We start from the raw sequence: 12,274 nt of genomic DNA, 5'->3' as shown, positions 1-12,274 counted from the left end.
ACGGGTGGTTTTTTCGTGCCCGGACCCACTACTGCGTACGTTGTACGTAACTAGGATGGTGGTGAGGTGATCGATCCATGGCAGCAAGCGGCCGCGCGGCCGGACCCGAGGTGATCTGGGCGCGACCCGAGCGGGCGGGCCGCGGCCCCCGGCCCGCCTTCACCCGAGACGAGATCGCCGAGGCGGCGGTGCGGATCGCCGACGAGTCCGGGCTCGCGGCGGTCTCCATGCGCCGGGTGGCGACCGCGGTCGGCTGCGCCACGATGTCGCTCTACAACTACGTGCCGAGCAAGGGCGATCTGGTCGACCTGATGGTCGATCTGGTCGGCGGTGAGTACCGCCTGCCCGACCGGCCCTCCGGCGACTGGCGCGCCGATCTGCTGGAACTCGCCCATCAGGAACGGGAGATGATACGGCGCCACCCCTGGCTGCCGGGCGCCGTACTGTCGCACAGCTTCCTGGGTCCCAACGCCCTGCGCTACATGGAGTACTGCCTCGCCGCGCTGGAGGGCTCAGGGCTCGACGACGGGCTCAAACTGGAGCTGGTCTCGATGGTCAACGGCACGGTGCTGTCCATGGCGTCGGCCGAGCAGGCGGCCGCCGAACGGGCCAAGGAGTCCGGCCACAGCCCCGAGGCGCGGCGCGCGGCACAGACCGGCTATCTGCGCACGGTGGTCGGCACCGGGCGGTATCCGCTGGTGGCCCGCGCCCTGGCGAAGGGCGCACCGGCCGGCGATCCGGACGAGATCTTCGCGCGGATGATCGGGCGGGTGCTCGACGCGTACAAGGCGTCCGCGGCTTCCGGCACCGGCTGACCGGCCGGCGGCGTCGCACCCCGCGCGAGACCTCCCGCGGGGGCGCACCCACTGGCGCACAGCAGCCGGCTCACAGCAGCGCGAACTGGCCCTCCGGGCCCTCCTCGTGGTGGTCGAGGACGGACGCCGGACGGTACGCGGAGACCGGCGCGGGCAGCACGCCGTCCGCCCGCAGCCCGTCCGCCGTCAGCCGCGGCCCGTCCGCCGTGTGCCGGTTCAGCTCCTCGCGCCGCGGCTGGAGCTCGGCCAGCAGCGCCAGAACGGTGATCAGCTCCAGCAGCTCCGAGGTCCACTCCTGGCGCCAGTCGGCGGGGCGCAGCGCGGCCAGCGAACCGGCCTCGGGCGGCGGTGCCCCGTCCGCCGCCGCGCCGGTGCGCTGGGCGAACCACGCCTCCAGGACGCGTACCCCGCCCGCGTGGAACTCCCACGCCCCCTTCGGCACCGGCGAGATACGGCCGCCGCCGAGCAGGAGCGCCTCCCCCTCCGGGTCGTATCCGAGGGACTCGGGCAGCCCGCGGGCGGGGAGCGGCGAGCGCACGTACGGGCGGCGGCCGCCCGGCATCCGCGGCCGCTCACCGGAGTCGGCCGGCCCGCCCCCGGGCGCGTGGCCGCCCCGGGTGAACAGCCACAACAGCCGGGTGCCGAGCGCGACTCCGCGGTCCCAGACCTCCGGGTCCGCGGTCAGCGGCACCACCGTGCCGTCGGGGGAGTGGCGGGCGGCGGCGAGGATCCAGGCGAGCAGGTCCACCGGGCCCGCCGGGCGGTCCAGGCGGCGGCCGAGCAGGGCGAGCAGGCCCGGTGGCAGGTTCGGCTCCTGCCCGCCGGGGCGGCGGTAGAGCGGATGGATCCGCCCGGGGCGGCCGGCCGGTGCGCAGCCGTCGGGCAGCAGCGCCGAGCACACCACCGCGGGGCCGGCCGGCTCCGGCGCCGCCCCCGATCCGACCGCGTACAGCTGCCGTTCGTCCGCCACCCGCCACAGCTCCGGCCGGGCCGCGTCGATCAGCCGGTGGTCGGGCAGCAGCCACTGCTGGTCGAACGGGCCGTGCAGGATCCGCACCGGCTCGGGGCACGGCCCGCTCGCCCGGTACAGCCGCCCGGTCCCGGTGGCCTGACCCGGCAGTTGACCGACGGCGGTGTGCAGGGTGCGGGCGCGCGACGGCCCGAAGAGCCGCTCGCGGGCCGCCGCGTCCTCGGCGTCGACCAGCGCCGCCCAACGGGCGCGCAGGGTGGCCGGATCCGGCGCCCGCACCCAGGAACGGCCGAGCCGCAGCGGCGGCACGGACCACGGCATGAGATCCGACAGCCGTGGCGCGTCCTGCTTCGCCGTCACGCGGAGCCCCTCCCGGACCGTTCGGTTGACCCCGGCATGGTATCCACGGGCCCCGCGGCTCCGCCCGCCGTCCGGGGGCCGCCGATGCGGTCTTCCGCTTGCTGATCTTGGAGGAGTACGGTCCTGAGCCGTACGCCCGGCATGCTCAGGGAGGGCCGTTGTGACGGACACCGCCTCACCCACGCCCGAACGGCGCGGGGGACCCCCCGTCGGCCACCGGGTCGCCGCCCGGCTGGACCGGCTGCCGCCGTCCCGCTGGCACCGCCGGATCACCCTCGTCGTCGGCATCGGCGCCTTCTTCGACCTCTACGAGCTCTTCCTCGGCGGGGTGCTGGCCGCGGTCCTCGCCGAGCAGTGGGACCTGGGGCACACCGCGAAGTCCGCGGTGATCGCCGCCGGGTTCCTCGGCATGTTCGTCGGCGCGAACGTGCTCTCGGTGCTGGCCGACCGGTGGGGGCGGCGCCGGATGTTCCTGGCCAACCTGGGGCTCTACGCGGCGTTCTCGCTCGGGTGCGCCTTCGCCCCGGATCTGCGGTGGCTGCTGGTCGGGCGGTTCCTGGCCGGCCTGGGGCTGGGCGCGGAGCTGGTGCTGGTGGACACCTATCTCGCGGAGCTGCTGCCGCGGGCGGTGCGCGGCCGCTACCTCGCCTGGGCGTACACCCTGGGCTTCGTCGGCGTCCCGGTCGCCGCGCTGCTCGGTGCCCGGCTGGTGGCGGCCCACCAGGTGCTGGGAATCGAGGGCTGGCGCTGGCTGCTGGCCGCCGGTGCGCTGGGGGCCGCGTTCCTGCAGCTGATGCGGCGCCGGCTCCCGGAGTCGCCGCGGTGGCTGGCGGTCCACGGGCGCGGCGCGGAGGCCGAGCGGATCGTGGCCGGCGTCGAGGAGCGGGTGGCGCGGGAGACCGGCGCCAGCCTGCCGTCGGTACCGGAGGCGGAGACCGTGCCCGAGCGGAGGGTGCCGCTGGGCGAGATGTTCCGGGGCGACCAGCGGCGTCGGACGGTGATGTGGTGGATCTTCCAGGTGCTGCAGACCGTCGGCTACTACGGCTTCGGATCGCTGGCGCCGGTGGTGCTCACCGCCAAGGGCCACACCGTCACCGAGTCGCTGCTCTACGCGGCCCTGAGCTTCTGCGGCTATCCGATCGGCTCCGCGCTGTCGCTCCCGCTCATCGACCGGATCGAGCGCCGCTCGCTGATCATCGCCTCGGCGCTCGGTATCGCCGGCTGCGGTCTGGCGTTCGGCTTCGCCTCCGCCACCTGGGCCGTCGTCGGCTTCGGCTTCGCCCTGACGGTGTGCAGCAACGTCTTCTCCAACGCCTTCCACGTCTACCAGACCGAGATCTTCCCGACCGGACTGCGCAGCAGCGCGATCGGGATCGCCTACTCGCTGTCCCGGCTCACCTCGGTCGTGCTGCCGTTCGTCGCGCTCGGCGCGCTGACCGCCCTCGGCCCGGCCGTGGTGTTCACCGGCTCGGCCGGGCTGATGCTGCTGCTGTGCCTGGACGTGGCGCTGCTCGGCCCGCGCAGTACGGGGCGGAGCCTGGAGCGGATCTGAGCGGGGGCCGGATCAGTGCGCGTCCAGCGTGACCGTGAAGGAGAAGCGGTCGCCGCGGTAGTGGATCAGGGCGACGTCGACCACGCGGCCGGCCTCGTCGTAGGTGACGCCCGTGTAGTGCAGGATCGGGCTGAGCAGCGGGACCTGCAGGAGGCGGGCGGTCTCCGGGTCCGCCAGCCGCGCCTCGACGGTGTCGGTGATACGGCTGATGCGCACCCCCACCACGTCCCGCAGCACCTTCGTCATCGGCCAGCGCACCAGGTCCGCCGGATCGATCCGGGCGGCGATGTCGGGCCGTACGTAGTTGCGCGCGTGGTTGGTCGGCTCGCCGGTCTCCTCGTCGCCGCGCAGCCGGCCGTAGCCGGTCACCTCGGTCGACTCCGGGAAGTACTCGGTCAGTTCGGAGGGGACCGGGACCGGCCCGTGCTCGGTCAGTTCGGTGCTCATCCCGGACTGCTGGGCCACGATCGTGTCCACCGAGCCGAGCAGCCGCACCGGCGCCCCGCGCCGTGCGCTCGGCTCGATGAAGGTGCCGCGGCGCCGGTGCCGGCTGATCAGGCCCTCCGCCTCCAGCTCCTTGAGGGCCTGGCGCATGGTCAGCACGCTCACGCCGTAGTGCGCGGCGAGCGCGTCCTCGGTGGGCAGTCGCAGCGGGGCCTCGGGGGAGCGGCCCAGTATGGAGGCGCGCAGCGACTGCGAGACCTGGTACCACAGCGGCAGCTTGCGGTTCAGGTCCAGCGAGTCGGGAGCGAAGGTGGTCACGAGGGTTCCCCGGGTGTCACGGGCGGAAGTGGCGCTGGAGACCCTGCCACACGTCGTCGTAGCCGCGCTGCAGATGGCCGGCGTCCCGGGCCTGCGCGGTGAGCGTCAGCGGCCAGCGGGTCTCGAACATGAACGCCAGCCCGTCGTCGATCTTCTGCGGCGCCAGTTCGGCGGCGCTCGCCCGGTCGAAGGTCTCCCGGTCGGGCCCGTGCGCCGACAGCATGTTGTGCAGCGACCCGCCACCCGGTACGAAGCCCTCCGCTTTCGCGTCGTAGGCGCCCTCGATCAGACCCATGTACTCGGTCATCACATTGCGGTGGAAGTACGGCGGCCGGAAGGTGTCCTCGCCGACCAGCCAGCGCGGCGCGAACACCACGAAGTCCACGCCCGCCAGGCCCGGGGTGTCGGACGGGGAGGTGAGCACGGTGAAGATCGACGGGTCGGGGTGGTCGTAGCTGATCGAGCCGATGACGTTGAAGCGGTGCAGGTCGTAGACGTACGGGACGTGGTTGCCGTGCCAGGCGACGACGTCCAGCGGCGAGTGGTCGTAGGTCGCCGTCCAGAGGTTGCCGCAGAACTTGTTGACGACCTCGACGGGGCCCTCGACGTCCTCGTAGGCGGCGACCGGCGCGCGGAAGTCCCGGGCGTTCGCCAGGCCGTTGGCGCCGATCGGGCCGAGGTCGGGGAGCTGGAAGGGCCGGCCGTAGTTCTCGCAGACATAGCCCCGGGCGGTGGCGTCCAGCAGCTCGACACGGAAGCGCACACCGCGCGGGATCAGCGCCACCTCGCCCGGTTCGGCCCGCAGCAGGCCGAGTTCGGTGCGCAGCAGCAGCCCGCCGCGCTCGGGCACGATCAGCAGCTCGCCGTCCGCGTCGCTGAACACCCGGCGGTCCATGGCGGTGTTGGCGTGGTACAGGTGGACGGCCATGCCGGTGCGCTGGGTCGCGTCGCCGTTGCCGCCCAGCGTCCACAGGCCGTCGAGGAAGTCCGTCGGGCCCTCGGGTGCGGGCTGCGGGTTCCAGCGCAGCCGGTTGGGGTCGGGGGCGCAGTCGGTGAACGGCGCCGAGCGCAGGACGCGCTGCTCGGCGCGGACGAACGGCGGGTGCGCGGCCGAGGGGCGGATGCGGTAGAGCCAGGAGCGGTGGTTGTGGTCGCGCGGTTCGGTGAACGCCGACCCGCTGAGCTGCTCGGCGTAGAGGCCGAGCGGTGCCCGCTGGGGGGAGTTGCGGCCCACCGGCAGCGCGCCGGGGACGGCCTCCGAGCTGTGCTCGTTGCCGAAGCCGGTGGCGTACACCAGCCCCTCGGCCGTCTTCCTCGCCTGCTCGTTGCCCGTGCCTGCCATCGCGTGCTCCCGCCGCTCAAGGAATCCTATGCAAGACCTTAGGATTGCCGGAGGGGGTCGTCAACGGAGACTCTCGGCCTGGATGGCGGGCAGGATGGTCGGGTGCAGCAGCCGACGCCCCGTCCCGCCCCGCCGCCCGCCCCCCTGCGCCGCGCCCCCGTCCAGCGGCGCAGCGCCCAGCGCCTGGCCAGAATCCTCGACGCCTGCGCCGAAGTGCTGGAGGAGACCGGATACGAGGAGCTGAGCACCCGGGCCGTGGCCGGCCGCGCCGGTGTGCCGATCGGCTCGGTATACCGGTTCTTCCCCAACAAGCGGGCCATGGCCGAGGCGCTCGCCCGGCGCAACCTCGACGCCTACGCGGACCGCATCACCGCCCGGCTGACCGCGCCGGCCGGCGTCCCGCTGGAGTGGCGGCGCGCGATGGACGTGGTGGTCGACGAGTACCTCGCCATGAAGCGGACGGTGCCGGGCTTCGCCCTGGTGGAGTTCACCGTCCCCGCCCCCACCGAGTCCCGGCAGGCCAACTACCTGGTCGCCGACCGGCTGCTGGTGCTCTTCGCCGGCCCGCTCGGCCTGGACGCCGCCGACGAGCGGCTGCGGACCGCGTTCCTGGTCGGCGTCGAGACGGCCGATGCGCTGCTGCAGCTCGCCTTCCGTACGGACCCGGCCGGCGACCCCGCCATCGTCACCGAGGCCAAGCTGCTGCTGCGGTCGTATCTGGCGCGGTATCTGGACGCGGGGGAGTGAGACGGGCGGCCCCGGGGGCGTGAATGCGGCCGGTCGGCCGGCGGATTTCCGTCGGGGTGCTGCTCATCGGCCGGCGCCATCTGCGCTCCAGCAACAGCTGGCTGCACAACGTCCCGGCCCTCGTGGGCGGCAGCAACCGCTGCAGGGTCGTGAGCGTCAACCAGCTCACCGCGGGCCGGCTGCTGGACCCGCTCTCGGGCACCGCGGTGCTCAACGGACTGCCCGTTGTGCTCACGCCCGTCCACTGAGATCCCTATTGACCTGGGGTTTTGCGCTTATTGCTCGCGCGTCAAGGCCTTGTTAACAAAACTTTGCGGCACCTAACGTCACCTCGACCGCCACCCCCGGCCGAAGTTCAAGGGCGAACGTGAGGTACCCCTAATGCTGACAATCCTCGGATTCGTCATGATCGCCACCTTCCTGGTGCTGATCATGATGAAGAAGATGTCACCGATGGCAGCGCTCGTGCTCATTCCCGCGCTGTTCTGCGTCCTGGTCGGACAGGGCGCGAGCCTGGGCGACTACGTCCTCAAGGGCATCGGTGACCTGGCCCCCACGGCCGCCATGCTGATGTTCGCCATCATCTACTTCGGGGTGATGATCGACGTCGGCCTCTTCGACCCGATCGTCCGCGGCATCCTGAGGTTCTGCAAGGCGGACCCGGTACGGGTGGTGGTCGGCACCGCGCTGCTCGCCGCGATCGTCTCGCTCGACGGCGACGGCTCCACCACCTTCATGATCACCGTCTCGGCGCTCTACCCGCTCTACAAGCGGCTGAAGATGAGCCTGGTCGTCATGACCGGGGTCGCCGCCACCGCCAACGGCGTGATGAACACCCTCCCGTGGGGCGGCCCGACCGCCCGCGCCGCCACCGCGCTCAAGCTCGACGCCGGCGACATCTTCATCCCGATGATCCCCGCCCTGGCCGTCGGCCTGGTCGCCGTCTTCGCCCTCGCGTACGTCCTGGGCCGGCGCGAGCGCAAGCGGCTGGGCGTACTGACCCTGGGCGAGACCCGGATCGTCTCCGAGACCGCGGACGAGAAGGAGGCCGAGCAGGTACTGGTCGGGGCGGGCACCGGCGCCAAGGGCGGCGCACCCGCCACCGGCGGGCACTCCGCGGGCGACACCACGCCGACCGGCGGCGACGGCGACCCGAGCGACCTGGACCTCCAGGGCCTGGACCCGCGGCGCGCCACCCTGCGCCCCAAGCTCTACTGGTTCAACGCCGCGCTCACCGTCGCGCTGCTCACCCTGCTCATCCTGCAGACGCTGCCCATCCCGGTCCTCTTCCTGATCGGCGCGGCCCTCGCCCTGACCGTCAACTTCCCGCAGATGAAGGATCAGAAGGCCCGCATCGCCGCACACGCCGAGAACGTCCTCAACGTCTCCGGCATGGTCTTCGCCGCGGCCGTCTTCACCGGCGTGCTCACCGGAACCGGCATGGTCGAGCACATGGCCCGCTGGCTGGTCTCCGGCATCCCGGACGCGCTCGGTCCGCACATGGGCATCGTCACCGGCGTCCTCAGCATCCCGCTGACGTACTTCATGTCCAACGACGGCTTCTACTTCGGCATCGTGCCGATCCTCGCCGAGGCCGGCGCCGCCCACGGCGTGGCCCCCATCGAGATCGCCCGCGCCTCCCTCGTCGGACAGGCCCTGCACATGTCCAGCCCGCTGGTGCCCGCCGTGTACGTACTCGTCGGCATGGCCAAGGTCGAGTTCGGCGACCACACGAAGTTCACCGTCAAATGGGCCGCCCTCACCTCCCTCGTGGTCCTGGGAGCCGGACTGCTCTTCGGCATCATCTAGATGACCGCGGCCGACACCCGAGGGCCCGGCAGGAGCCGGCTGCTCGGCTGGTCCTCACCTTCTCCTTCGCGTAGGGAGCGGTGAGCACGGCCGGGCCGGCCGTCTCCCACCGGGCCCTGGCCCTGGGCGACGGGGGTCTCCCCTGCCGGTCTGCCGGCCGGCGGGGGCCGACGGCTCGCCCGAAGACACCGTAAGCAGACCCGAAGAAAACCGTAAGCGCAGGTCGGCAGGGTGGTGTGCACAGCGGGACCGGCAGTGGGCCGGGCCCCGGCGCGAACGACGCGGAGCACTTTCGATGAGCACCTCGCAGCAGTACACCCCCACCCCCGTGACCGTCCTCGGGCTCGGCGCCATGGGCCGCGCGCTGGCCGACGCCTTCCTCCGGGCCGGGCACCCCACGACGGTCTGGAACCGCACGCCGGGCAGGGCCGACGAGCTGGTCGAGCGGGGCGCGGTCCGCGCGGACACGGTGGCCGCGGCGGTGACGGCCGCCCCGCTGGTGATCGTGTGCGTGGTCGACTACGGCGCGTCCGGGGCGATCCTGGAGCCGGTCGGCGCGCAGCTGTCCGGCCGGGTGCTGGTCAACCTCACCTCCGACACCCCGGAGCGCTCGCGGGCCGCGGCCGCATGGGCCGCCGGGCACGGCATCGACTACCTCGACGGCTCGATCATGGTGCCGACGCCGGTCATCGGGCAGGACGAGGCGACCATCCTCTACAGCGGTGCGCGGGAGGCCTTCACGACGTACCAGGCGGCCCTCAAGGCGCTCGGCGGGCGGGCCGTGTACCTGGGGGAGGACGCCGGTACGGCGGCGGTCTACGACCTCTCCCTGCTCGGCTTCTTCTACTCGGCGATGGCCGGGCTGGTGCACTCCTTCGCGCTGTCCGGGACCGAGGGCATACCGGCCGGGGAGTTCGCGCCGTTCACCGAGGCGATCGTGGGCATCCTGCCGGCGATCGCGGCGGACATGGCCGAGGACCTGGACCGCGGGGTGTACTCCGGCGACCAGGACAACATCGTCATGGAGGCGGCGGGCCTGGCCCACATCATCGAGGCGGCCGAGCACCGCGGCGTCAACACCGAGGTGCTCACCGCCGTCAAGGGCCTGGCCGACCGGACCATCGCCGCGGGCCACGGCGGTGCGGGATTCGTCAGCGTGATGGCGGAGATGCACAAGCGAACTCCCCAGGACTGAGGGGATCCGGCCTGGCGGCACAAAACTACCGGCGCTAGTTTGGGGCGACGACCACCAGCCGGCTCGGGAGGACGACGAAGTGAAGCACCACGACGCGATGTTCATCGACGGCACCTGGCGGCCCGCCGCGGGGGCCGGGACGATCGAGGTGGTCAACCCGGCCGACGAGCGGGTCATCGCGACCGTCCCGGCCGGCACGGCCGAGGACGTGGACGCCGCCGTGCGCGCCGCCCGCGCCGCGCTGCCCGGGTGGGCCGCCACCGCCCCGGCCGAGCGCGCCGCCCGGCTGTCCGCGCTGCGCGACCAGCTCGCCGCCCGTACGGAGGAGATCGCCCGGACCATCACCGCCGAGCTGGGCGCCACGCTCGGCTTCAGCCGGCGGGTGCAGGCCGCGCTGCCGGTCGTGATCACCGGCACGTACGCCGAACTGGCCGCCTCCTACTCCTTCGAGGAGCGCATCGGCAACTCCACCGTCTACCACGAGCCGGTCGGCGTGGTCGCCGCGATCACGCCCTGGAACTACCCGCTGCACCAGGTCGTCAACAAGGTCGCTCCGGCGCTCGCCGCGGGCTGCACCCTCGTCCTCAAGCCCGCCGAGGACACCCCGCTCACCGCCCAGCTCTTCGCCGAGTGCGTGGACGCGGCGGGCGTACCGGCCGGTGTCTTCAACCTCGTCACCGGGCTGGGTCATGTCGCGGGCCAGGCGCTGGCCGAGCACCCGGACGTGGACCTGGTGTCCTTCACCGGATCGACCGCGGTCGGCAGGAAGATCGGCGCGATCGCCGGCGGTGGCGTCAAGCGGGTCGCCCTCGAACTGGGCGGCAAGTCCGCCAACGTCATCCTTCCTGGCGCCGATCTGGCCAAGGCGGTGCAGGTCAACGTCGCCGATGTGATGCGCAACTCCGGGCAGTCCTGCAACGCCCTGACCCGGATGCTGGTGCACCGCGACCAGTACGAGGAGGCGGTGGCGCTGGCCGCGGAGGCCGTGGGCGGCTACCTCGCGGGCGACCCGCAGGACGACGAGAGCCGGCTGGGCCCGGTCGTCAACGCCAAGCAGCGCGACCGGGTGCGCGGCTACATCGAGCGCGGTGTGCAGGAGGGCGCGCGCCTGGTGGTCGGCGGACCGGACGCCCCCGAGGGCCGGGAGCGGGGCTACTACGTACGCCCCACCGTCTTCGCCGACGTCACGACGGACATGACGATCGCGCAGGAGGAGATCTTCGGCCCGGTCGTGTCCATACTGAAGTACGAGAGCGAGGAGGAGGCGCTGCGCATCGCCAACGACTCCGCCTACGGGCTGGGCGGGGCGGTGTGGGCGGGCGACCGGGAGACGGCGGTCGCCTTCGCCCGGCGCCTGGACACCGGGCAGGTCGACATCAACGGCGGCCGTTTCAACCCCCTCGCCCCGTTCGGCGGTTACAAGCAGTCCGGCGTCGGCCGGGAACTGGGCCCGCACGGCCTGGCCGAGTACCTCCAGACCAAGTCGCTCCAGTTCTGACCGGGCCGCGCGGCGGGGGGGCGGATGCCGCCTCCCGGCCGTGCGGCACTACTCTGTCCCGCCGTCCCGCGTACGAGGAGAACCAGTGGTCCGCGCCGCCGTACTGCCCGCCGTCAACGCCCCGCTCCAGGTCACCGAGATCGATCTGCCCGAGCCCGGCCCCGGGCAGGTCCGTATCCGACTCGCCGCCGCCGGCGTCTGCCACTCCGACCTCTCCCTGTCCAACGGCACCCTGCGCCAGCCCGCCCCGGCCGTCCTCGGGCACGAGGGAGCGGGCACCGTCACCGCGGTCGGCCCCGGCGTGACCACGGTGGCACCCAACGACCCGGTCGTCCTCAACTGGGCGCCGTCCTGCGGGGACTGCCACTTCTGCGGGCTCGCCGAGCCCTGGCTGTGCGCCCACTCCGGCCTCGCCGCGAACGCCCCGTACGCCCGGCTCGCCGCCGACGCCACCGAGCTCTACCCGGGCCTGGGCACCGCCGCCTTCGCCGAGGAGACCGTGGTGCCCGCGCACGCCGCGCTGCCGCTGCCGGCCGGGGTGCCGCTCGCCGACGCCGCGCTGCTCGGCTGCGCGGTGCTCACCGGCTGGGGCGCGGTGCACCACAGCGCTCGGGTGCGCGCGGGGGAGTCGGTGGTGGTCTTCGGCGTCGGCGGGGTGGGGCTGGCCACGCTGCAGGCGGCACGGATCGCCGGGGCGGGCCCGATCGTGGCCGTGGACGTCTCCCCGGACAAGGAGGAGCTGGCCCGCTCGGCCGGCGCCACCGAGTTCGTGCTGGCCGACGGCGCCGCGTTCTTCGAGAAGGAGGGGGCCAAGCGGATCCGCGGGCTCACCGGGGGCGTGGGCGCCGATGTCGCCATCGAGTGCGTGGGCCGCGCCGACACCATCCGTACGGCCTGGACGTCCACCCGGCGCGGCGGCCGGACGACGGTCGTCGGCATCGGCGGCCAGGACCAGCGGGTGACCTTCTCCGCCCTGGAGATCTTCTACTTCGGCCGGACCCTCTCCGGCTGCGTCTACGGCAACAGCGACCCCGCCCGCGACCTCCCCGTCATCGCCGAGCACGTCCGCTCCGGTGCCCTGGACCTCTCCGGCCTGGTCACCGACCGGATCGGCCTCGACGGCATCCCGGCCGCCTTCGAGGCGATGCTGGCCGGCAAGGGCGGCCGAGCGCTGGTGGTCTTCTAGCGAAGATGCCCCTGGGGGCAGGGGCGGCACGCCTGGGC

The 12,274-nt window shown here is 73.2% G+C and carries 10 protein-coding genes and 1 pseudogene; 8 read left to right on the top strand and 3 right to left on the bottom strand.

What is annotated here, in order from left to right; all coding sequences use genetic code 11:
* Nucleotides 1-77 precede the first annotated feature (77 nt).
* Nucleotides 78-815, top strand: a complete 738-nt coding sequence (locus ACZ5XZ_RS20695) for a TetR/AcrR family transcriptional regulator (RefSeq protein ID WP_468980010.1) — start codon at nt 78-80, stop codon at nt 813-815.
* 70 nt (nt 816-885) lie between these two features.
* On the opposite strand, the gene ACZ5XZ_RS20690 is transcribed toward ACZ5XZ_RS20695, so the two are convergent.
* A complete protein-coding gene (locus tag ACZ5XZ_RS20690) occupies nt 886-2,145 on the bottom strand; it encodes a type ISP restriction/modification enzyme (RefSeq protein ID WP_468980007.1) in 1,260 nt (419 codons plus the stop codon).
* A gap of 160 nt (nt 2,146-2,305) precedes the next feature.
* Here ACZ5XZ_RS20690 and ACZ5XZ_RS20685 point away from each other — a divergent pair, with 160 nt between their 5' ends.
* The gene (locus tag ACZ5XZ_RS20685; RefSeq protein ID WP_468980006.1) at nt 2,306-3,697 is read left to right on the top strand and encodes an MFS transporter; all 1,392 of its coding nucleotides are present in this window, start codon (nt 2,306-2,308) and stop codon (nt 3,695-3,697) included.
* Nucleotides 3,698-3,709: 12 nt separating this feature from the next.
* Here ACZ5XZ_RS20685 and ACZ5XZ_RS20680 read toward each other — a convergent pair whose 3' ends face one another.
* Both ACZ5XZ_RS20680 and hmgA read right to left on the bottom strand, forming a co-directional pair.
* Nucleotides 3,710-4,459, bottom strand: a complete 750-nt coding sequence (locus ACZ5XZ_RS20680; RefSeq protein WP_468980005.1) for a GntR family transcriptional regulator — start codon at nt 4,457-4,459, stop codon at nt 3,710-3,712.
* Nucleotides 4,460-4,475: 16 nt separating this feature from the next.
* A complete protein-coding gene (gene hmgA / locus ACZ5XZ_RS20675; protein WP_468980003.1) occupies nt 4,476-5,801 on the bottom strand; it encodes a homogentisate 1,2-dioxygenase in 1,326 nt (441 codons plus the stop codon).
* 102 nt (nt 5,802-5,903) lie between these two features.
* Between hmgA and ACZ5XZ_RS20670 the strand changes: the two genes are divergently transcribed.
* The 6 genes and pseudogenes from ACZ5XZ_RS20670 (at nt 5,904) to ACZ5XZ_RS20645 (ending at nt 12,236) form a co-directional block, all read left to right on the top strand.
* Nucleotides 5,904-6,548 carry a TetR/AcrR family transcriptional regulator gene (locus tag ACZ5XZ_RS20670; RefSeq protein ID WP_468980002.1) on the top strand — a complete coding sequence of 215 codons (645 nt, stop codon included), beginning with the start codon at nt 5,904-5,906 and terminating at the stop codon, nt 6,546-6,548.
* 53 nt (nt 6,549-6,601) lie between these two features.
* Nucleotides 6,602-6,796: pseudogene (locus tag ACZ5XZ_RS20665) on the top strand (hypothetical protein); the annotation flags it as partial.
* Nucleotides 6,797-6,929: 133 nt separating this feature from the next.
* Nucleotides 6,930-8,357, top strand: coding sequence for a CitMHS family transporter (locus ACZ5XZ_RS20660; protein ID WP_468980000.1), 1,428 nt, complete (start codon nt 6,930-6,932; stop codon nt 8,355-8,357).
* A gap of 295 nt (nt 8,358-8,652) precedes the next feature.
* Nucleotides 8,653-9,552 carry an NAD(P)-dependent oxidoreductase gene (locus ACZ5XZ_RS20655; protein WP_468979999.1) on the top strand — a complete coding sequence of 300 codons (900 nt, stop codon included), beginning with the start codon at nt 8,653-8,655 and terminating at the stop codon, nt 9,550-9,552.
* A gap of 79 nt (nt 9,553-9,631) precedes the next feature.
* Nucleotides 9,632-11,050, top strand: coding sequence for an aldehyde dehydrogenase family protein (locus ACZ5XZ_RS20650; RefSeq protein WP_468979997.1), 1,419 nt, complete (start codon nt 9,632-9,634; stop codon nt 11,048-11,050).
* Between the two features lie 85 nt (nt 11,051-11,135).
* Nucleotides 11,136-12,236: a zinc-binding dehydrogenase gene (locus tag ACZ5XZ_RS20645; RefSeq protein WP_468979996.1), complete on the top strand. Its 1,101-nt coding sequence runs from the start codon at nt 11,136-11,138 to the stop codon at nt 12,234-12,236.
* The last annotated feature ends 38 nt before the right edge of the window (nt 12,237-12,274 follow it).

The sequence above is a fragment of the Streptomyces sp. NPDC033270 genome (genome assembly GCF_055576575.1).
Note: the sequence above shows the minus strand (reverse complement) of the source record. Positions and strands in the feature narration are given on the sequence as shown.